This window comes from Leucobacter sp. NPDC077196 (assembly GCF_040687075.1).
Taxonomy (GTDB): domain Bacteria; phylum Actinomycetota; class Actinomycetes; order Actinomycetales; family Microbacteriaceae; genus Leucobacter.
Window position 1 is genome coordinate 599313 of sequence record NZ_JBFBML010000001.1, and the last position, 20997, is coordinate 620309.

Here is a 20997-nt window from a genome sequence, read left to right on the forward strand (position 1 = left end):
GGAGGGTCTCATGACCGGGATCACGCCGTACCTCCTGTTTCCCGGAAACGCGGATGAGGCGCTCGAGTTCTACCGCTCGGTCTTCGGTGGTGCGCTCCAGCTGCAGACGTATGCGCAGTTCGGGCGTTCAGATGGTCCGGCTGACGCCATCGCGCACGGTGCACTCGTCGGGCCCGTGCCACTGTTCGGCGCGGATGCTGGCTCCGACGAGGACGCGGTGCACGTGGGCGGCATGTACCTCTCGCTGCTCGGGGCTGCGGCCCCTCCGGTCTTGCATCAGTGGTTCGCCGCGCTCGCGGCCGAAGGTCGCGTGATCCTGCCGCTTGAAGCCCGCGCCTGGGGAGCGAGTGATGGGCAACTCATCGACCGCTACGGCGTGCGGTGGTTGATCGGCTACGAAAGCGGGTGAGCCGCTGCGTCATGCAGCGGATCCAGCGCGGCTACGCCTCGGGCTGCGGCGCGACGCTGAACATCCAGGGCACACCGAAGCGGTCGGCCAGCATGCCGAACGTGTCGCCCCAGGGCGCGGTCTCGAACGGCTCGCGGATCTGGGCCGATCTGGCCGTGCATGATCTTGTCTGATTCAGTCGAATCGCCCATGACGCCGGGAACCGAGTCGTACTGCATGAGTCGAATCTCGCCGCCGAGCACCGAGTGGTAGAACTCGAGCGCCTCGCGCGCCGTTCCGTGGAAGTTGAGGTAGGGATTCAGGCTGATCGACATGAGGACTCCTCGAAGCTCGGGGCTGCGGCCGGCCCCCTGGACACATTGTGCACCGAGGTGCGCGAGAAGTCATCGATTCGACACTTGTCGGCGGGGTGAGCGCGGCGGATACTGAGAGCGGGCGGCACTTGTCCCTGCCCCAGCGACCACCGATCGAGGCAGCGTTGCCACGTTCACCCGCGAAAGGAACGGCCATGACCGATCAGTACATCGTGCCCAACATCTGGTGCCAGCGGAATGCTGAGGAGGTCGGTCGATTCTACGCGAGTATCTTCCCTGATTCGACCACCGAGGTGGAATCGCGCTACCCGCAGACGGGACTGCTCGACTTCCAGCAGCCGTTCGCCGGAGAGCCGCTCACCGTCGCCGTGCATCTCGCGGGCTATCGGCTCACCCTGATCAACGCCGGTGAGGAGTTCGCTCCCAACCCGTCGATCTCGATGTTCATCATGTTCAGCGATGCGAAGTTCGGCGGGCGAGAGTCGGCGCGCGCCGAGCTCGAACGGGTGTGGGAACGGCTGCAGGAAGGCGGAACCGTGCTGATGCCGCTCGAGGAGTACCCCTTCAGCCCCTACTACGGGTGGGTGCAGGATCGCTTCGGCATGACCTGGCAGCTCAGCCTGAACGAAGACGAGGCAGACGTGGCGTTCGTCATGCCATCGCTCATGTTCGGGGGAGCGGCGCAGAATCGCGCCGCCCAAGCTCGCGACCGGTACATCGAGGTGTTCGACGATGCTGAGCTCGTCGGGTCATTCCCCTACGGCGAGCAGACCGGCCCGGCGACTGCGGAGGCGCTGATGTACAGCGACTTCCGCATTCGCGACCAGTTGTTCGCCGTGATGGACTCGGGTGTCGAGCAAGACTTCTCGTTCACCTGCGGAGTGTCGCTCGAGGTGCACTGCGCCGACCAGGCGGAGATCGACCGCCTGTGGAACGCCCTGTCCGCGGTGCCAGAGGCCGAGCAGTGCGGCTGGCTGGCCGACGAGTTCGGCGTGAGCTGGCAGATCGTTCCCGCCAACATGGGTGAACTCATGGAGCGGCCGAACGCCTTCGAGCACATGCTCGGCATGCACAAAATCGTCATCGACGAGCTGTAACTTCGAACGCCCGTTCAGTCGCCCGCGCGCTCAGGAAACCGAGGACTACACTCGCAGGGTTGGAGATCGAGTAGGGCGGGGACGAACTCATGCGAGTGCGGGCGACAGGAGTCAGCAAAGGACCGGGCGGGCGGGCGCTCCCGCCGATCGACGTCTCTATGAGTTCGGGCACCGCGGTGTTCGTCGAGGCCGAGACCGCGCAACGGCCGACCGTGCTCGGCCTCATCGTTTCGGGGCGCATGAAGCCGGATTCCGGAGAGGTGGCGATCGACGATGCCCGTGATGCGAAGGCGCTGCGGCGCAGAGTCGCACTGATCGATGCACCCGACGTGAGCGAGCCGCACGGCGACGTGCTGGTTGCAGACGTCGTTGCGGAGGAACTCATGTTCGCGGGCAGGTTCGGAGGACCCGTCGCAGTGCGACACGAATTGGAGCGCTTGGGTATTCGCGAACACTCGCGCTTGCCGATCGCGAACCTGGAACCGGCTGCGCGGGTGCGCGCCCTCTGCGAGCTGGCACTGCAGCGGCCCGGTGTCGAGGGTCTCGTGCTCGTCTCGCCCGATCGTCACGGCGGAGCCCCGGAGGAGTGGTGGCGGATCGCGTGCGAACTCGCTGATGACGGCGCGGCCGTGCTCGTGATCGCCGGTCGTGCGGCGCGAGCGGCGATCGCCGCGCACCCCGACGGGTGGGGCACCGGAGAGGTCATGCCGCTGCGCGGCGACGTCGCGGCTCCGAATGGTGCAGCGCGCGGAGCGTATGGCGGAGCAGGAGGCGAGGCATGAAGATTCCACAGATGATCCGGGCCGAGTTCGCGCGCCTCTGGGCGACCAAGATGGCGCGCCTCGCGTTCGCCGCCCTGATGTGCGTGCCCCTGCTCTACGGAGGTCTGTACCTCTGGGCGAATCAGGATCCCTATGCCCGGCTCGATCAGGTTCCCGTAGCGCTTGTGGTCGCCGACGCCGGTGTCGAGCAGGGGGACTCTGTGCGGGTGATCGGAGACGAGGTCGCACAGAACCTCATCGACGACGGAAGTTTCGACTGGCATCGAGTCAGCGCGAAAGACGCCGAGCGCGGTGTCAAGAACGGCGTGTACGACTTCACCGTGACACTGCCGCGCGACTTCTCCGATGCGCTGCAGTCGTCGCAGACCGACGACCCGCACCGAGCTGACGTGGTGCTGACGACGAACGACGCGAACAGTTACCTGGCGACGACCATCGGCGAGCAGGCGGTGCAGCGCATTCAGAAGCAGATCGTGCAGTCGGTCAATCGGGAAGCTGCGAAGTCGCTGCTCGATGGCATCGCTCAGGTGCGTGAATCGCTGGTCGAAGCAAGCGACGGCGCGGGCTCAGTGACCGACGGAGCGGCGACGGCGCGCGACGGGGCCGGGCAACTGCACGTGGGTGCCGAGCAGGCGGCAGAGGGATCGCATCAGCTGGCGGCAGGTCTCGGCCAGCTGCGGGACGCGACGGCATCGCTGCCGCAGAGTACGGAAACCCTCGCGAGCGGAGCCGCCCAGGTCGCTGCGGGGAACGCGACAGTCGCGCAGTACGGCAGGGAAGCGGCGGACGCCAGCCAGGGAGCGCTCGACGCGCTCGCCGCAGATCGCGCCGCGATCCTGCAGGATCTGGTGAACGCGAACGTCGATCAGGCTGTGATCGACCGGGTGAGCGGCGCGATGGATCGCGTGGGCGGTGACCTCGCCAGCGTCAACGCGCAGGTGCAGGGAGCCAGCACGCAACTCGACACGCTCGCGGGCGGCGCTCAGCAGGTGGCCGACGGATCACGACAGCTGGCCGACGCGACGCCGCAGCTGGCGAACGGTATTGCGACCGCGGCAGACGGATCGGTCGCGCTCGATGACGGGCTCGGCCAGCTCGTCGACGGATCGGGAGAACTGGAGGGCGGGCTCGGGGACCTCACCGACGGGGCGGGGCAACTGCACGACGCGCTCGCCGCGGGCGTCGACCAATTGCCCGACAGCTCTGATGCACTCAGAGCCGACCAGGCGACGAACATCTCGAGCCCGGTCGATGTGCAGACGAGCCGGGTCACCTCGGCGGGCAGCTACGGAGCGGGCCTCGCGCCGTTCTTCATGAGCCTGGCGGCGTGGATCGGCATCTACGCCCTGTTCCTCATCTTGAAGCCGGTATCGCGACGCGCAGTGACCGCACTGCACACGCCGTTGCGGGTCACTCTGGCGGGGTGGGCGACGCCGGCGCTGCTGGGAGCCACGCAGATGCTCGCGCTCTTCGCCATCGTGGCCTTCGCGCTCCGATTCGACTTCTCGCATCCCGTGGCCGCCTATGGCACCATCGCGCTCGCATCGGCGACGTTCGCTGCGATCATCCTCGCGCTGAACGTCTGGTTGGGCAGCGTCGGGCAGTTCTTGGGCCTCGTGCTGATGGTGGTGCAGCTGGTCACCGCGGGCGGCACGTTCCCGTGGCAAACGCTTCCGCCGTCGCTTGCGACCCTGCATCATTTTCTGCCGATGTCTTTCGCGGTCGACGGGCTCCGGCAGCTGATGTACGGGGGCGATCTCGCCGACGCTGCGAGCGAAGCGCTCAAGCTCGCGCTCGTGCTCGTCATCGCGGTGCTGATTGCTGCGCTGGGCGTGGCGAAAACGATGCGGTCGCGCACGGTGAAGGATCTGCAGCCGAGCTTGATCGGATAGGCCAGCGTATACACACTGGCCGAGATTGCGGGTGAAAGCTTGCGAGAACAGCCACGGGTGTATACGTTGGGCGGTATGGTGACGGGAACGAGCGGCGAGCGCACGAGCGATCGCGTCTACCGCGCGCTGCTCGAGCAGATCCAGTCCGGCGCGTTGCAGCCGGGCACCGTGATCGGCGAGGTCGAGCAGTCGCAGCGCTGGGGGGTCAGCCGGACCCCGATGCGAGAGGCCATCAGTCGCCTCATGGCCGAGGGGCTCATCACGCAGCAGTCAGCGCGCGTGCTGGTCGTGTCGGGCTTCGACAGCGCCGATGTTCGTGCCCTGTTCGAGACGCGCCGCGCGCTCGAAGAGACAGCAGCCCGCCTCGCGGCCGTCCGCGGCGACCGCATCGTGTTCGCGGGGATCGCGGACGCGTTCGAGGCCGCGCACCCGGACGCGGGCACCGCGAGCGCCGACGACTACTACGCCCTCATCGCCCGATTCGACGCGGCCATCGATGCTGCGGTGGCGAATGCCTATCTGGTCCAGGCGCTCCGGCCCGTGCGCACCCACCTCGCTCGCGCCCGCGGGCTGGCACGAGACCACCACGATCGCCTCCGCGCATCGGTCGCCGAGCACGCCCTCATCGCTCGTGCGATCGCGGATGGCGACCCGGAACTCGCAGCGCACGCCACGCACGTCCACCTGCATCGCGCGCTCGCGTCGATCCTGACCTCCATCGCAGACTCAGAAGAGAGAGCCACAGCATGACCGTCACCCACCACGTCCGTGTGCACCGCAGCGAAGAATCGCTGCCCCGCGAGCAGCAGCTCGCCTGGAAGATCGCCGAAGTCGCTGCAGACGCGGTCGAGGTCGAAGCCGACGTGGTCGACATGATCATCAACCGCATCATCGACAACGCGTCAGTGGCCGCGGCGTCGCTCACGCGCGCGCCGATCGTCGCGGCACGGGCCCAGGCGCTCGCGCACCCGGTCTCGCACGGCGGTGCGGGCAGCACGATCTTCGGGCTGCCGTCAAGATCGCCGTTCGACATCATGTCGAGCCCCGAGTGGGCCGCCTGGGCGAACGGCGTCGCCGTGCGCGAGCTCGATTACCACGACACGTTCCTTGCGGCAGAGTACTCGCACCCGGGAGACAACATTCCGCCGATCCTCGCGGTCGCGCAGCACGTGCGTGCCGACGGGCGGGCGCTCGTGCGCGGTATCGCGACGGGGTACGAGATCCAGATGGATCTCGTTCGCGCGATCTGCCTCCACCGGCACAAGATCGACCACGTCGCGCACCTCGGCCCCTCGGCCGCAGCGGGCATCGGTACGCTGCTCGGGCTCGACGTCGCCACGATCTCGCAGGCCGTGGCGCAGGCCCTGCACACCACGACCGCTACGCGTCAGAGCCGGAAGGGCGAGATCTCGACCTGGAAGGCCCACGCACCGGCGTTCGCCGGCAAGATGGCCGTCGAGGCCGTCGACCGTGCGATGCGGGGCCAGACCTCTCCAGCGCCGATCTACGAGGGTGAGGACGGGGTGATCGCCTGGATGCTCGACGGGAAATCGGCGGCGTACGAGGTGCCGCTGCCCGCCGCCGGAGAAGCGAAGCGTGCGATCCTCGACAGTTACACGAAGGAGCACTCGGCCGAGTACCAGGCGCAGGCGTGGATCGATCTCGCGCGACGCCTCCACAGCGCGCACCCCGAGCTGGCCGATCCCGAGAATGTCGCGCGAATCGTGCTCCACTCCAGTCACCACACTCACAACGTGATCGGCTCGGGCGCGAACGATCCGCAGAAGTACGATCCGACCGCTTCGCGCGAAACGCTCGACCATTCGATCCCGTACATCTTCGCGGTCGCGCTGCAAGACGGCGGCTGGCACCACGTCGACTCGTACACCCCCGAGCGCGCGGGCCGCGCCGACACGGTCGCGCTGTGGCAGAAGGTCACCACGGCCGAGGACCCGGAGTGGACGCGCCGCTACCACTCCGAGGATCCCGATGAGAAGGCCTTCGGCGGCCGCGTTGAGATCGAACTCGTCGACGGACGCAGGATCGTCGACGAGATCGCCGTCGCCGACGCGCATCCGCTCGGTGCGCGCCCGTTCGCTCGCGAGCACTACATCGCGAAATTCCGGCTGCTCGCGGCGCCGGCGCTGGAGCCGGCCGAGATCGAGCGCTTCCTCGAGCTCGTGCAGCGGCTCCCCGAGCTCACGGCCGACGAGGTGCGCGAGATCAACATCACGGCGCGACCCGGCCTCTTCGAACTCGACGCCGCACCGAAGGGACTCTTCTGATGCTCTACGCCCAGACCCCGGCCCACGAGAAGCGGCGCCTCTTTCGCGAGCGCCTCGCCAGCGGCGAACTGCTGCGCTTTCCCGGGGCGTTCAACCCCCTCTCGGCCCGCCTCATCGAACGCAAGGGCTTCGACGGTGTGTACATCTCGGGCGCGGTGCTCTCGGCCGACCTCGGCCTGCCCGACATCGGGCTCACCACGCTCACGGAGGTGGCGGGGCGCGCGCAGCAGATCGCGCGCATGACCGAACTCCCGGCGATCGTCGACGCGGACACGGGATTCGGCGAGCCGATGAACGTCGCGCGCACGATCCAGACGCTCGAAGATGCGGGCCTCGCGGGCGCGCACATCGAGGATCAGATCAACCCGAAGCGCTGCGGGCACCTCGATGGCAAAGCCGTGGTCGATGAGGGAACGGCGGTCAAGCGCATCAGGGCGGCGGCCGATGCACGGCGCGATCCGAACTTCCTCATCATGGCGCGTACCGACATCCGAGCGGTCGATGGCCTCGAATCGGCGATCGATCGTGCGAAAGCGCTCGTCGATGCGGGGGCCGACGCGATCTTCCCCGAGGCGATGCGCACGCTCGAGGAGTTCGCCGCCATGCGCGCGGCCCTCGACGTGCCGATTCTCGCGAACATGACCGAGTTCGGCAAGAGCGACCTCTTCTCCTCGCAGCAGCTCGTCGATGTCGGGGTGAACATCGTGATCTGGCCGGTGTCGATGCTGAGGATCGCGATGGGTGCGACCGAGCGAGCGCTCGATGAGCTGAACGACGTCGGGCACCTCACCGGCAAGCTCGACGAGATGCAGCACCGTGCCGACCTCTACGAGCTCGTCGACTACGAGGACTACAACCGCTTCGACACGAGCGTGTTCAACTTCTCGGTCGAGCGGTAACGCGGCCGGAGCCCACCACCAGAGCAAGCAGCACATCGTCACCGCAGCCAGTACACCACCGCAGTTCATCGCAAAGGAGCGCAGCACATGGAGCAGGAGATCAAGAAGGGCCTCGCAGGAGTCGTCGTCGACACGACGGCGATCTCGAAGGTCAATCCCGAGACGAACAGCCTGCTCTATCGGGGGTACCCCGTGCAGGAGCTCGCCGAGACGCAGCCCTTCGAGGCCGTCGCATACCTGCTCTGGCACGGAGAACTGCCCACCTCCGACGATCTGGAGCACCTGCGACGCACCGAGCGCGAGCACCGAGCGCTCGCCGAGCCCGTGCGTGCCGCGATCGATCTCCTGCCGCTCGATGTGCATCCGATGGACGAGGTGCGCACCGCGGTGAGCGCGATCGGTGCGATCGACCTCGCGGGGTCGGGATCGGTGCTCGACGCGACGGGCAGCGCCGAGGAGAATCTGGCGCGATCCGTGCGCCTGTTCGCGGCGCTCCCCGCGATCGTCGCCTACGGGCAACGGCGTCGACGCGGCGAAGAGCTCGTGGAGCCGCGCGATGATCTCGATTACGCGGCGAATTTCCTCTGGATGACGTTCGGCGAGGATCCCGACGAGATTGTCATCGACGCGTTCAACCAATCGATGATCCTCTATGCCGAGCACTCGTTCAACGCCTCGACGTTCACCGCGCGTGTGATCACTTCGACGCTCTCCGACCTGTACTCGGCGGTCGTCGGCGCCATTGGAGCGCTCAAGGGTCCGCTGCACGGCGGGGCCAACGAGGCGGTGATGCACGTCTTCGATGAGATCGGGTCGGCCGAGCGCGTGGCGCCGTGGCTCGACGAGGCGCTCGCCGAGAAGCGCAAGATCATGGGGTTTGGGCACCGCGTCTACAAGAACGGCGACTCCCGAGTGCCCACGATGCGCGCCGCGCTCGACGCGCTCGTGGATCACTACGACCGACCCGATCTCGCCGAGCTCTCCGACGCCCTCGAGCGAGAGTTCATGGAGCGCAAGGGGATCCATCCCAACCTCGACTACCCGTCGGGCCCGGCCTATCACCTCATCGGCTTCGACACCCCGATGTTCACGCCGCTCTTCATCGCGTCCCGGGCGACGGGATGGACCGCGCACGTCATGGAGCAGGCCGCTGCGAACGCCTTGATTCGACCCCTGTCGGCGTACGACGGCCCCGATGAGCGTCACGTGGCAGACTTGACCGCATGAGCGACTACACGACGATCATCACGGAGACGCAGGGACGCGTCGCGACCATCACCCTCAACCGGCCCCAGGCGCTCAATGCACTGAACGGCACCCTGGTGAGCGAGCTGATCGAGGCCGTGCAGAGGTTCGACGATGACCCGGGGATCGGGGCCATCGTGCTCACTGGCTCGGCCAAAGCGTTCGCGGCCGGGGCAGATATCAAGGAGATGGCCGAGCTCGGCTACGCCGACATGTATCTCGACAGTCCGTTTCCGGGCTGGGGTGGCTTCGAGCGCACGCGCACGCCGCTGATCGCCGCGGTCGGCGGCTTTGCCCTCGGCGGGGGATGCGAGCTCGCGATGATGTGCGACATCATCCTGGCCGCCGATACCGCGAAATTCGGTCAGCCCGAGATCACGCTCGGGATCCTGCCCGGCTTCGGAGGGTCGCAGCGTTTACCGCGGGCGATCGGGAAAGCCAAAGCAGCGGATCTCGTGCTCACCGGGCGCATGATGGACGCCGACGAAGCGGAGCGCTCTGGCCTCGTCTCGCGCGTCGTGCCGGCGGACGAACTGCTCGCTGAAGCCGCGAAGGTCGCAGAGGCGATCGCTTCGAAGTCGCTGCCGGCCGTCTACGCCGCGAAGGACGCGCTGCAGGCGGCTCAGGAGATGTCGCTCGCCGAAGGGCTGCGGTTCGAGCGCCAGGCGTTTGCCGCGGCGTTCGCGACCGAAGACCAGAAAGAGGGAATGCGCGCGTTCGCCGAGAAGCGCGCCCCCGAATTTCGTCACCGGTAGGTTCGGCGGGTGGGGCGGGTATAGGGGCTCAGGGAATCTGAAGCTCGCCCATCGCGTCCCAGCCGTCGCCCTCGACCTGACGCGAGATGATCTGCGGGGTGGCTACGAGGTGCGGCCTCATCGACTCGATGCCCGCGGCGAAGTGCGCTGACGAGACATGCGGGCCTGCGCCGTCGTCGGTGAACGCCTCAATGAGCACGAACTCATTGGGATCCTCGAGACTGCGCGACCACTCGAACCAGAGGTTGCCGGCTTCGGCACGGGTCGCCTCGGTGAATGCGCGCACGATCTCGGGCCACTGATCGATGCTCTCGGGCTTGACGGAAAACTTGACGACGATGAAGTACATGCGTTCGAGCCTAACGCTCGCTCACATATGAGCTGAGCTCACCCATCTCCACAGCTTGCCGCCGTGTGTGCTGACCTGGCGAACACGCGCCCTCGCCGAGTGGTTGAATAGGAGGACGCGTGCGGAACGCCCGCGGGAGAGGGAGACGATGACATTCAGCGTCGCTGTTGCGGGAGCCAGCGGGTACGCGGGGGGCGAGCTGCTCCGTCTACTCAGCGGGCACCCCGGGTTCGAGATCCGCACCGTCACCGGGCACTCGACCGCGGGCCAGCCGCTCGTCCAGTCGCAACCGCACCTGCGTTCGCTCGCGCACCTGACGCTGCAACCGACGACTCCCGAGGTGCTCGACGGTCACGACATCGTCTTCTTCGCGCTGCCGCACGGCGCTTCGGGCGCGCTCACGGAGCAGCTCACCGATGTGCGACTGGCGATCGACTGCGGCGCCGACCACCGTCTCACGAGCGCGAGCGACTGGGCGAAGTTCTACGGCGGCGAACACCATGAGGCATGGGTCTACGGCGTTCCCGAGCTCATCGTGGCCGACGAGAGCGGTGCGAGCGGCCGCCAGCGCGAGGCGCTGGTCGGGGCGACGAGGATCGCGGCTCCCGGATGCAACGCCTCCACCGTTGCGCTGTCGCTCGCTCCGGGCGTCGCAGCCGGAGTCATCGATGCGAGGGATATCGTCTCGGTACTTGCAGTCGGTCCCTCTGGCGCTGGCAAGGCCGCGAAGACGCACCTGCTCGGGGCGGAGCTCATGGGCACGGCGAATCCGTATGCGGTCGGTGGTTCGCACCGACACATTCCCGAGATCCAGCAAGCGCTGCGCGGCGCCGGAGCGCACCATGAACCGACGATCAGTTTCACTCCGGTGCTCGTGCCGATGAGCCGCGGCATACTCGCCACGACGACCGCCCGCATCACTCCCGGAGTTTCCGTCGCTGACGTGCGCACAGCATGGGAGCGGGCCTACGCCGACGAGACGTTCGTGCAGATGCTGCCCGAGGGCACGCTGCCGCGCACTGCCGACACGCTCGGCGCGAACACCTGCCTCATGAGCGTGGTGGTCGACGAGGCCGCCGGTCGCGTCGTCATCGTCGCCGCGCTCGACAACCTCGCCAAGGGCACTGCCGGCGCCGCGATCCAATCGGCGAATATCGCTCTCGGCCTGCCCGAGCACACCGGCCTTTCCCTGAATGGAGTCGCACCGTGACCGTCACCGCACCACTGGGGTTTCGCTCCGCCGGCATCGCCGTCGGGCTCAAGAGCACGAGAAAACCAGACCTCGCCCTGATCGTGAACGACGGGCCGGAGCGCGCGAGCGCCGCCGTGTTCACGTCCAACCGGGCGCAGGCGAACCCGATCATCTGGAGTCGCGCCTCGATCGCGGGCGGAACAGCGCGTGCCATCGTGCTGAACTCCGGGGGAGCCAACTGCTTCACGGGCGATTTCGGGTACGAAACCACACGGATGACCGCTGAGGCCGTCGCACGAGCGATCGGTGCAGACGAGGCCGAACGGATTCTCGTCTGCTCGACCGGGCTGATCGGCACGGGCGACCAGGCCTTCCGCGACAAGATCGTCGGCAACGTGGACGCGCTCGCTGACGCGCTCGCCGCCGACGACACCACGGCGGCCGCCGCGATCCTCACCACCGATTCGGTCGAGAAGACCGTGGTGCATCGCGGCGAGGGGTGGACGATCGGTGCAATCGCGAAGGGAGCCGGCATGCTGGCACCCGGCCTCGCCACCATGCTCGTCGTGATCACGACCGACGCGCGTCTCGATGACGACGTGCTCGACCGCGCGTTGCGCAGAGCGACGGCCGCGAGCTTCGATCGCCTCGACTCCGACGGCTGCATGTCGACGAACGATCAGGTCACGCTGCTTGCGAGCGGTGCTTCCGGCGTCTCGCCCGACGAGGCGGAGTTCGCGATAGCCCTCGCGAGCGTGTGCGACAGCCTCGCCGCACAGTTGCAGGCCGACGCCGAGGGATCGAGCCACGACATCGACATCGAGGTGCGCGGTGCGGCCTCAGTCGCCGACGCCGTCGAGGTGGGACGGTCCGTCGCCCGCAACAACCTGTTCAAGGCAGCCATCTTCGGCAACGATCCCAACTGGGGCCGTGTGCTGGCAGCCATCGGCACCACCGAAGCGGAATTCGACCCCTACGCGGTCGACGTCGCCTTCAACGGAGTGCGTCTGTGCCACGCGGGCGCCCCAGACCGCCCCGTCGAGGAGTGCGATCTCACACCTCGCCGCACCCACGTCGAGATCGACCTGTTCTCGGGGGAGCACACCGCAACCATCCGCACCAACGACCTCACGCACGAGTACGTGCACGAGAACAGCGCGTACTCGAGCTAGGGAATCGATGTCTACCACTGAGAAGCCGCTCGATCACGAGCACGCGGCCGTTCGCGCCGAGGTGCTCATCGGTTCGCTGCCCTGGCTGAAGAAATTCCGCGACACGATCATGGTGATCAAGTTCGGCGGCAACGCGATGATCGACGATCGGCTGATGGAGGCCTTCGCCGAAGACATCGTCTACCTGAGACACACGGGTATCCGCCCCGTCGTCGTGCACGGCGGCGGCCCGCAGATCAACGCGATGCTCGCCCGTCTCGGCATTCAGAGCGAGTTTCGCGGCGGCTACCGCGTAACGACCCCGGAGACCATGGACGTCGTGCGCATGGTGCTCACCGGCAAGGTGAATCCCGAACTCGTCGATCAGATCAACGCGCACGGTCCGCTTGCAGCGGGCACCACGGGGGAAGACGCGGGCTTGTTCGTCGGCCGTCGCCGCCCGCCGATCGAGGCGGACGGCGAACTGGTCGATCTCGGGCTCGTCGGCGACATCATCGACGTGCGCGTTGCGCCCGTGCTCGCACTGCTCGATGCCGGACTCATCCCGGTCGTGTCGTCGATCGCCCCGGACGTCGACCGGCCGGGCGACTCACTCAACGTCAACGCCGACGCCGCCGCGAGCGCGCTCGCCAGTGCGCTCGGTGCTGAGAAGCTCGTCATTCTCACGGACGTCGCAGGACTCTACGCGGACTGGCCGAATCGCGACTCGCTCGTCTCCTCGATCGCTGCCAGCGAACTCGAGGAGCTGCTGCCGAGCCTCGAGTCCGGCATGATCCCGAAGATGCGCGCCTGCCTCGACGCCGTGCGCGGTGGAGTCTCGAAGGCCGCGATTATCGATGGTCGGGAGCCGCACTCCGTGCTACTGGAGATCTTCACCGAACGCGGCATCGGAACGGAAGTCACGCCCTAGCGCGTCACCGCGGTGGTGGCGAATCGGAAGCGGTGATGCCGATGGGCGAGGCAGCGGCGGTCGAGACTCTCGCAGTCAGCGCGCTCGCAGTGTTCGCCTGGTGGTCGGTCGTGCTCTCCATCAGTGATCTCCGAACGCGACGTCTGCCGAACGGGCTGCTGCTGCTCGCGACCCTCACGACGGTCCCGCTCCTTCTCGCGACTGCCGGGGCGCACGCCCTCACTGGCGAGCCACCAGCCGCCCTCGTCGAAGATCGCTCGGCACAGCGCACCGTGGTGGATACGCTGGGCGTTGCCCTAGCGTACGGAGGCGCGTTCGTCGCGCTCTGGCGCTGCTCGCCAGCGGGCATCGGCGGGGGCGACGTCAAACTCGCACCCCTCGTGGGGGCCGTACTGGGAGCCACAGGCGGTTGGGCGTCTGCAGTATCCGCCGCAGCGCTCGCGTTCGGCTTCGCGGCGATCTGGGGAACCGTGTCGAGGTGTCGTCTCGAACATCGAGAACCGTTGCAGGCGGTGCCCTTCGCTCCGTGCCTGTTTGCCGGGGCCTGGGCTGCGATCACCTGCGTCTAATACCAGCGGCCGCCGTGGCGCAAGGGCTTTCGCACGGTGTCCAGAATCGATAGGTTCGCACTGGAAGCACCGTTGCGCCGCGTGCGCTGATGCGTTCCTCGGATCGGGAGGTGCCCGCTCCGGCTTCGGATCGGTTGGATGGAGTACTCATGCACACCACGCGATTCGCGCGGTCTCGGATCACCCGCGCGACGACCGGACTTGCTGCCGCAGCACTGCTGCTGACGGCCTGTGCTGGCGGCGGCTCAGGCGATGGCGGTGACGGCGGCAGCGACGCCTCGGCCGGCGACGAGTTCGCCGGCGAATCACTCACGGTCGCGGCGGCTTGGTCAGGGGCCGAGCAGGAGAACTTCGAGGCGGTGCTCGACGAGTTCGAGCGCCAGACCGGCGCGTCGGTCTCGTACACGAGCTTCGGTGACAACGGCCCCACGTACATCAGCGGCCAGCTCGAGGGTGGCTCCCCGCCGAATGTCGCGGTGCTCGGCCAGCCAGCGCTCATGGAGTCACTGGCCATGGACGGCGACATCATGCCGGTCGCCGACGACGTGCAGCAGGCCGTAAGCGACAACTACTCGGAGGACTGGATCGACCTCGGCACCGTCGATGACGAGCTGTATGGAGTGTGGTTCAAGGCCGCCAACAAGTCGACGGTCTGGTACAACGCCGACATCTACGATGAAGCGGGTGCTGAAGCTCCGGAGGACTGGGACGGCTTCATGGAGCAGCTCGAACTCATCACCGATTCGGGGTATGCGGGCATCTCAGTCGGTGCTGACGTCGGATGGCCGTTGACCGACTGGTTCGAGAACGTGTACTTGCGCACTGCCGGTGCTGAGAAGTACGACCAGCTGACGAATCACGAGATTCCCTGGACCGACGATTCGGTCAAGGAAGCCCTCACCGTGCTCGGCGAGCTCTGGGGCAGCGATCTCGTGCAGTCGGGAGGCGACCAGCGCGACTTCCCGACCAGCGTGACCGAAGTCTTCGGCACCGATCCGCAGGCCGCGACGGTCTTCGAAGGGGATTTCGTCGCCGGCAACATCACCGCCGACGGCACGTCGACCGTGGGCGAGAATGCGCTCTTCTACGACTTCCCGGCAATCAATGACTCGGCTCCCGCCGTTGTCGGCGGCGGCGACGTCGCTGTGCAGTTCGACGATGAGCCGGTCACGACCGCCCTCATGGCGTACCTCGCGTCGCCGGAGGCTGCGGAGGTGTGGGTGCCGAACGGCGGCCTCACATCGCCGAACACGGGAGTCGATACCGCGCTCTACCCCGACGACATCTCGCGACAGATCGCAGAGGCACTGACCGGTGCAGAGACCTTCCGGTTCGACCTCTCCGATCTTGCGCCGAGTGCCTTCGGCGGCACCCCGGGGCAGGGCTTCTGGCAGGAGATGATCTCGTTCTACCAGAACCCCGAGGATGTCGATGGGGCGGCGCAGCGTCTCGAAGATGCGGCAGCCGCCGCGTACGACGGGTAACGGGCAGTGACCCGCACGCAGACGGTTCCGATCGCGCTCCGCACCGGCGGTGTGCGCAATCGGGGCCGTCTGCGCCAGTGGCTGCTGGTCGGGTCGTTCCTCGGCCCCGCCCTCCTGGCGCTCGGCGCACTGGTGGTGTACCCGATCGTCTACACCGTGATCCGGTCGCTCTTCGACCGCTCCGGCACCGCGTTCGTGGGCTGGGAGAACTACGTCACGATGTTCACGAACGACACGACGTTCACCGCCATTCGCAACAATCTCGTGTGGGTGATCGTGGCCCCCGTAACGGTCACCATCATCGGACTGCTGCTCGCGGTGCTCGTCGACAAGATCGGATGGAAGACCGCGTTCCGTCTCATCGTGTTCATGCCGATGGCGATCTCGATGCTCGCCGCCGGCGTCATTTTCCGCGGTATGTTCCAGGAGAGCCCGCAACTCGGGGTGGTCAATGCCGCGATCACCGGTGCCCAGAGCATCTTCACCGATCAGGCGAGCTATCCGGGCGCGAACCCGCGGGAAGGCGTGGGTATCGAGTCGGATGAGGGCATCATCGCGTCGTCGGCAGAGGTGCGTGCGGGCGGCACGCAAGATTTCCCGCTCATCGGCGTGAAACGGAGCTCGCTTCCTGAAGGGGCGTCTGACGCGACAGCGGCGGACGCGGCGAGTGATACGCAGATCTCGGGCACCGTATTCCTCGATGTCGTGCGAGGCGGCGGGGGCACGGACGGGCAGCTCGAGGCGGGCAAGACCGGTCTCGAGGGCGTGCGCGTCGACGCGGTCGACGTCGACGGGTCGATCCGAGGATTCGCGACGACGGGCGCCGGAGGAACGTACACGATCGACGGGCTCGAAGCGGGCGCCTCGTATCGCATCGCGCTTCCCGCGTCGAACTTCGGCGAGGGAGCGGCCGGCGTCTCCTGGCTCAGCGCCTCCTGGATCAATGTCGTCGTGATTCTCTCGTATGTGTGGATCTGGGCGGGCTTCGCGATGGTGATGATCGCCTCTGGGCTCTCCGCGATGGATCGCTCGTTGCAGGAAGCCGCGCGCACCGACGGCGCCAACGAATGGCAGGTCTTCTCGAAGATCACGGCGCCGCTGCTCGCCCCGGTGCTGCTCGTGGTATTCGTCACCCTGATCATCAACGTGCTGAAGATCTTCGACCTGGTCTACGTCATTCCCCCGGGGGCCTCGAAACCGGCGGCGAATGTGATCGCCGTGGAGATGTGGACGGTCTCCTTCGGCGGCGGCAATAACCAGGGCCTGGGGTCGGCTCTCGCGATCCTGCTGCTGCTGCTCGTGCTGCCTTCGATGATCGTGAACGTGCGGAGATTCAGAGCGGAGCGTGGATGATGACTGCGCAGGTGCAAGACAAAGCGATCCGGCCAGACTCGGAAGGGGCGGGAAGGCGCGGCGGCGCAAAGCCCCCCGGGCCGGTCAAGGGGCGCAAGCAGAGCATCGGGTCGCGGATCGTGCGGGTAGCGAGCAGTGGTGTGGTCCACGCGATTCTCGTCATCGTTGCGGTGTTCTGGCTCGTGCCGACGATCGGTCTGCTGCTCACCTCGTTCCGCACCGCGGGCGACAACGCGTCGAGCGGGTGGTGGACCGTGCTGACGAAGCCGGCGGAGCTCACTCTCGAGAATTACGGGAATCTGCTCACCAACCCGACGATCACCGGCTCGTTCTTCAACACGATCATCATCGCCGTGCCGACGACGCTGCTCGTGGTGATCATCGGCGCGCTCGCGGCATACGCGTTCGCCTGGATGCGCTTCCCGGGCCGGGATTGGCTGTTCATCGCGGTGATCGTGCTGCTCGCGGTGCCGCTGCAGGTCGCACTGATTCCGCTCGCTCGGCTGTTCGGAGCGATGGGCATCTTCGGCAGCGTGGTGGGAGTGATTCTCTTCCACACGGCCTTCGGCCTGCCGTTCGCCATATTCCTGCTCCGCAACTTCTTCTCGCAGGTGCCGGAGGAGTTGCTCGAAGCCGCGCGCATTGACGGCGCGCGAGACTGGCTGATCTTCTTCAAGATCATGCTGCCATTGGGATTGCCCGCGATTGCGTCACTCGCCATCTTCCAGTTCTTGTGGACGTGGAACGACATGCTCGTGGCGCTGATCTTCACGAACACCGACTCGCAACCGCTCACGGTGGCGATCCAGTCGCAACTCAGGCAATTCGGAGCGAATATCGATGTACTTTCGGCAGGAGCCTTCCTCTCGATGGTCGTTCCGCTGATAGTGTTTTTCGCGTTCCAGAGGTATTTCGTGCAGGCGCTTCTGGCCGGCTCGCAAAAGTAGCAACGGGAAGGAAACTACCGGGTGATCGATCGGTACGACGCGTATCTCTTCGACCTTGACGGGGTGATCACGCCTACCGTCGAACTTCACAAACGGGCTTGGCAGGAGACCTTCGACGCGTTCTTCTCGTCACGCGGGGAGGCGCCGTACGAGGGGCGCGAGTATTTCGCGTTCCTCGACGGGCGCCCGCGGTTCGCCGGGGTGCAGGCGCTGCTCACCGGACGCGGGCTCGCGCTCCCTGAAGGCGAGGACCTCGACGAGGGGTTCACCTCGGTGCGCGGCGTCGGAAATCGCAAGAACGACGCGTTCGTAGAGGTGCTCGAGCGAGACGGGATCGCTGCGTACCCGGGATCAGTGCGCTTGCTGGATCACCTGGCCGAGCGCGACGCGCCCGTCGCGGTGGTGTCGAGCTCGCGCAACGCCGAGCCGGTGCTGCGGGCGGCCGGGTTGAGCGACCGCTTCCGAGCCGTCGTCGACGGAGTCGTCGCACTGCGGGAGGGCCTGCCGGGCAAGCCCGCGCCTGACACCTTCTTGCGCGGGGCCGAACTGCTCGGCGCCGCACCTGAGCGCACGGTCGTGTTCGAGGACGCCGCGTCCGGAGTCGCCGCCGGCCGCGCGGGCGGGTTCGGACTCGTCGTGGGCGTCGATCGTGGCGCCGGGCGCGAGGCGCTGCTCGCCGCAGGAGCAGACATCGTCGTCGCCGATCTTGAGGAGTTGCTGGGATGAGCCCCGAGTCATTCGATGGACCACTGAAGGCGTTGCGACGCGACTTCGGCGACGACCCCTGGCGAATCGTGGTGCGCGAGATCGACGGTTCGCGCGCCGGCGAGGACGAGACCGTGTTCTCGCTCGGCAACGGGTATCTGGGCATGCGCGGCAACCACGAGGAGGGACTGCCGCTCGGCAGCCACGGCACCTTCTTGAACGGGCTGCACGAGACGTGGCAGATCAGGCACGCCGAGAACGCGTACGGATTCGCCGAGCACGGTCAGACGATCGTGAACGTGCCAGACGCGAAGACGATCCGGATCTACGTCGACGATGAGCGCCTCAACCTCGAATCCTCCGACATTCTCGATGTGACGCGCATTCTCGATCTCAAGACGGGAACGCTCACGCGCTCTCTGCTCTGGCTCACTCCGACCGGCAAGCGGGTGCGCGTGGAGACCCGCCGGATGGTCTCGTTCGCAGCCCGGCACCTCGCGACGATCGAGATGCGCATCACGATGCTCGATGCCGATGCCGATCTCACCGTCAGCAGTCTCATCGTGAACCGTCAGGATCTCGGCCGGATAAATACGGAGACCCCTGCTGCCGCACAGGGCGGCTTCGATCCTCGCCAGGCGGAGCAGTTCACCGAGCGCATTCTCGATCCGGGGCAGACTCTCCATGACGGTGGGCGCTCCGTGCTCAGCTACCGAGTGCACGACTCGAGGATGACCCTCGGCGTCGGGGTCGATCACCATTTCGACGGCGGCGACGGCGACGAGGATGACTGGCGCCACCGCATCGACAAGTCGCAGGATCGAGTGCGGCACGTCTACCAGGGCACGGCGCGAGAAGGCCGCACGGTGCATCTCGTGAAGACGGTCGCCTACCATTACTCCTCGACCGCGGTGCTCTCAGAGATGATCGATCGCTGCATCCACTCCCTGAACAGTGCGAATGCCGAGCCGCGGGAGGACCGGTGGGAGAAGCAGCGGGCGTACCTCGAAGACTTCTGGGCGCGCAGCGACGTGCGGGTCGACGCCGACCCGGGGGTGCAGCAGGCAATTCGATGGAACCTCTTCCAGGTGGCGCAAGCCTCGGCGAGAGCCGATGGGCGCGGCATCGCGGCGAAGGGGCTCACCGGATCGGGTTACGGCGGTCACTACTTCTGGGACACCGAGATCTACGTGCTGCCGTTCTTGACCTACACCTCACCGCTGTGGGCGCGCAATTCACTGCGCGCACGGGAGCGGATGCTGCCCCAGGCGCGCATGCGCGCAGCGATGCTGAACGAGGACGGGGCGCTGTTCCCCTGGCGCACCATCAACGGTGAGGAGGCGAGCGCCTACTATGCCGCCGGCACCGCCGGCTATCACATCAACGCAGACATCACCTATGCGCTCGCCCGGTACGTCGCTGCGACCGGAGATCTCGAGTACGTGCTCTCGGGCGCGTCTGACATCGCCGTGGAGACCGCTCGGCTGTGGGCGAGTCTCGGGTTCTGGCGACGGGATCCCGACGGCGTAGAGCGCTTCCACATCCACGGGGTCACCGGGCCGGATGAATACACGACCGTTGTGAACGACAATCTGTTCACCAATGTGATGGCGCGCTTCAATCTCCGGTTCGCGGTCGAGGTGGCGCGCCGGCTCGCGGCAGAGGCTCCGAACGACTATGGCGTGCTCGTCGACCGTCTCGGTCTGACATCTGATGAGATCGATGCGTGGGAGCGCGCGGCTGAAGGGATGACCGTTCCGTATTCTTCCGCGCTCGGAATTCATCCGCAGGACGCGCATTTCTTGGATCGAGAGGTCTGGGATCTCGCGGCAACGCCTCCGGAGCAGAAGCCGCTGCTGCTGCACTTCCACCCCCTGGTGATCTATCGCTTCCAGGTGCTCAAGCAGGCCGACGTGGTGCTCGCGTTGCTGCTCGCGAGCAACGAGTTCGGGCTCGACGAGAAGCGACGAAACTTCGACTACTACGACGCCCTCACCACGGGCGACTCGACCCTCTCTGCGGTCGTGCAGTCGATCATCGCGGCGGAGGTCGGATATCGCGATCTCGCCTATCAGTACTTCGATCACGCGTTGCGAGTCGATCTCGACGACCTCCACGGCAACGCGGCGGACGGCGTGCACATCGCCTCCACCGGCGGAGTCTGGATGATGCTGGTGCAGGGCTTCGCGGGAATGCGCGATGTCGGTCGCCAACTGACCTTCGACCCGCGTCTGCCCGATCACTGGGGGTCGCTCGAGTTCCGCCTCGAGTGGCGCGGGCAGCGGTTCGAAGTGCGCCTCGAGCCCGAGCGGATGCGGTTCGAGCTCATCGAGGGCACCGGTCCCGTGGTGGTTCGGGTGCGCGAGCAAGATGTGAGGATCGTCGCGGGTGAGCCCGTCGAGGTCGAATTGGCGGATCAGGGGCCGAACCTCGGATCGTTCACCGGCCTCTCGGCCGGCATGCTCCCGCGCGAGGGCGACGGCGGCCTGGGGTCTGAACTCTCAGCAGAGGTGCCGGTGGTCACGACTTCGATTCCGACCCGGCCGTTCGACGGCTGACGACACGGCGCAGAACGGGCCGGACGGCGCGAGTAGGATGGATACTGCCGGGCTCTCCCGGCTCCTCCCGAGCGAAAGGC

General features: G+C 66.8%; 20 protein-coding genes. 18 read left to right on the forward strand and 2 right to left on the reverse strand.

Annotated features, from left to right (window positions below):
* The first annotated feature begins 10 nt into the window (after positions 1-10).
* On the forward strand, positions 11-409 hold the full coding sequence (locus AB0O71_RS02890; RefSeq protein ID WP_363741707.1) for a VOC family protein: 399 nt from the start codon (positions 11-13) through the stop codon (positions 407-409).
* On the opposite strand, the gene AB0O71_RS02895 is transcribed toward AB0O71_RS02890, so the two are convergent.
* Positions 394-723, reverse strand: coding sequence for a hypothetical protein (locus AB0O71_RS02895; RefSeq protein ID WP_363741709.1), 330 nt, complete (start codon positions 721-723; stop codon positions 394-396). The two genes, AB0O71_RS02890 and AB0O71_RS02895, sit on opposite strands and share 16 nt — an antisense overlap.
* Positions 724-917: 194 nt before the next feature.
* Between AB0O71_RS02895 and AB0O71_RS02900 the strand changes: the two genes are divergently transcribed.
* The 8 genes from AB0O71_RS02900 (at position 918) to AB0O71_RS02935 (ending at position 9678) form a co-directional block, all read left to right on the forward strand.
* A complete protein-coding gene (locus tag AB0O71_RS02900) occupies positions 918-1820 on the forward strand; it encodes a VOC family protein (RefSeq protein ID WP_363741711.1) in 903 nt (300 codons plus the stop codon).
* Positions 1821-1978: 158 nt separating this feature from the next.
* Positions 1979-2602 (forward strand): hypothetical protein, encoded by a 624-nt coding sequence (locus tag AB0O71_RS02905; RefSeq protein WP_363741713.1) that lies wholly within the window; start codon positions 1979-1981, stop codon positions 2600-2602.
* Positions 2599-4494 (forward strand): YhgE/Pip domain-containing protein, encoded by a 1896-nt coding sequence (locus AB0O71_RS02910; RefSeq protein ID WP_363741716.1) that lies wholly within the window; start codon positions 2599-2601, stop codon positions 4492-4494. The genes AB0O71_RS02905 and AB0O71_RS02910 overlap by 4 nt, the downstream gene beginning before the upstream one ends.
* Before the next feature lie 75 nt (positions 4495-4569).
* Positions 4570-5244: a GntR family transcriptional regulator gene (locus tag AB0O71_RS02915; RefSeq protein WP_363741719.1), complete on the forward strand. Its 675-nt coding sequence runs from the start codon at positions 4570-4572 to the stop codon at positions 5242-5244.
* Entirely contained in the window at positions 5241-6779 is a 1539-nt protein-coding gene (locus tag AB0O71_RS02920; protein WP_363741722.1) for an MmgE/PrpD family protein, read from the forward strand. Before AB0O71_RS02915 ends, AB0O71_RS02920 begins: the two co-directional genes overlap by 4 nt.
* Positions 6779-7678, forward strand: coding sequence for a methylisocitrate lyase (gene prpB, locus AB0O71_RS02925; protein ID WP_363741724.1), 900 nt, complete (start codon positions 6779-6781; stop codon positions 7676-7678). The genes AB0O71_RS02920 and prpB overlap by 1 nt, the downstream gene beginning before the upstream one ends.
* A gap of 87 nt (positions 7679-7765) precedes the next feature.
* The gene (locus AB0O71_RS02930) at positions 7766-8905 is read left to right on the forward strand and encodes a bifunctional 2-methylcitrate synthase/citrate synthase (protein ID WP_363741726.1); all 1140 of its coding nucleotides are present in this window, start codon (positions 7766-7768) and stop codon (positions 8903-8905) included.
* Entirely contained in the window at positions 8902-9678 is a 777-nt protein-coding gene (locus AB0O71_RS02935; protein WP_363741728.1) for an enoyl-CoA hydratase, read from the forward strand. The genes AB0O71_RS02930 and AB0O71_RS02935 overlap by 4 nt, the downstream gene beginning before the upstream one ends.
* 28 nt (positions 9679-9706) lie before the next feature.
* Here AB0O71_RS02935 and AB0O71_RS02940 read toward each other — a convergent pair whose 3' ends face one another.
* On the reverse strand, positions 9707-10027 hold the full coding sequence (locus tag AB0O71_RS02940) for a putative quinol monooxygenase (RefSeq protein WP_363741730.1): 321 nt from the start codon (positions 10025-10027) through the stop codon (positions 9707-9709).
* 148 nt (positions 10028-10175) lie between these two features.
* On the opposite strand from AB0O71_RS02940, the gene argC reads away from it, so the two are divergent.
* From argC to AB0O71_RS02985, 9 genes are all read left to right on the forward strand, one after another.
* Positions 10176-11237 (forward strand): N-acetyl-gamma-glutamyl-phosphate reductase, encoded by a 1062-nt coding sequence (argC, locus tag AB0O71_RS02945; protein ID WP_363741732.1) that lies wholly within the window; start codon positions 10176-10178, stop codon positions 11235-11237.
* Complete coding sequence (gene argJ / locus AB0O71_RS02950) at positions 11234-12391, forward strand: bifunctional glutamate N-acetyltransferase/amino-acid acetyltransferase ArgJ (protein ID WP_363741734.1); 1158 nt, start codon at positions 11234-11236, stop codon at positions 12389-12391. Before argC ends, argJ begins: the two co-directional genes overlap by 4 nt.
* Before the next feature lie 7 nt (positions 12392-12398).
* Positions 12399-13301, forward strand: a complete 903-nt coding sequence (argB, locus tag AB0O71_RS02955; RefSeq protein ID WP_363741736.1) for an acetylglutamate kinase — start codon at positions 12399-12401, stop codon at positions 13299-13301.
* 35 nt (positions 13302-13336) lie between these two features.
* Entirely contained in the window at positions 13337-13870 is a 534-nt protein-coding gene (locus AB0O71_RS02960; protein ID WP_363741738.1) for an A24 family peptidase, read from the forward strand.
* A gap of 149 nt (positions 13871-14019) precedes the next feature.
* Positions 14020-15354 carry an ABC transporter substrate-binding protein gene (locus tag AB0O71_RS02965; RefSeq protein ID WP_363741740.1) on the forward strand — a complete coding sequence of 445 codons (1335 nt, stop codon included), beginning with the start codon at positions 14020-14022 and terminating at the stop codon, positions 15352-15354.
* 6 nt (positions 15355-15360) lie between these two features.
* Complete coding sequence (locus AB0O71_RS02970) at positions 15361-16707, forward strand: sugar ABC transporter permease (RefSeq protein ID WP_363741742.1); 1347 nt, start codon at positions 15361-15363, stop codon at positions 16705-16707.
* On the forward strand, positions 16704-17654 hold the full coding sequence (locus AB0O71_RS02975) for a carbohydrate ABC transporter permease (RefSeq protein ID WP_363741744.1): 951 nt from the start codon (positions 16704-16706) through the stop codon (positions 17652-17654). The genes AB0O71_RS02970 and AB0O71_RS02975 overlap by 4 nt, the downstream gene beginning before the upstream one ends.
* Positions 17655-17675: 21 nt before the next feature.
* Complete coding sequence (locus AB0O71_RS02980; RefSeq protein WP_363741746.1) at positions 17676-18380, forward strand: beta-phosphoglucomutase family hydrolase; 705 nt, start codon at positions 17676-17678, stop codon at positions 18378-18380.
* Entirely contained in the window at positions 18377-20917 is a 2541-nt protein-coding gene (locus AB0O71_RS02985) for a glycosyl hydrolase family 65 protein (protein WP_363741748.1), read from the forward strand. The genes AB0O71_RS02980 and AB0O71_RS02985 overlap by 4 nt, the downstream gene beginning before the upstream one ends.
* The last annotated feature ends 80 nt before the right edge of the window (positions 20918-20997 follow it).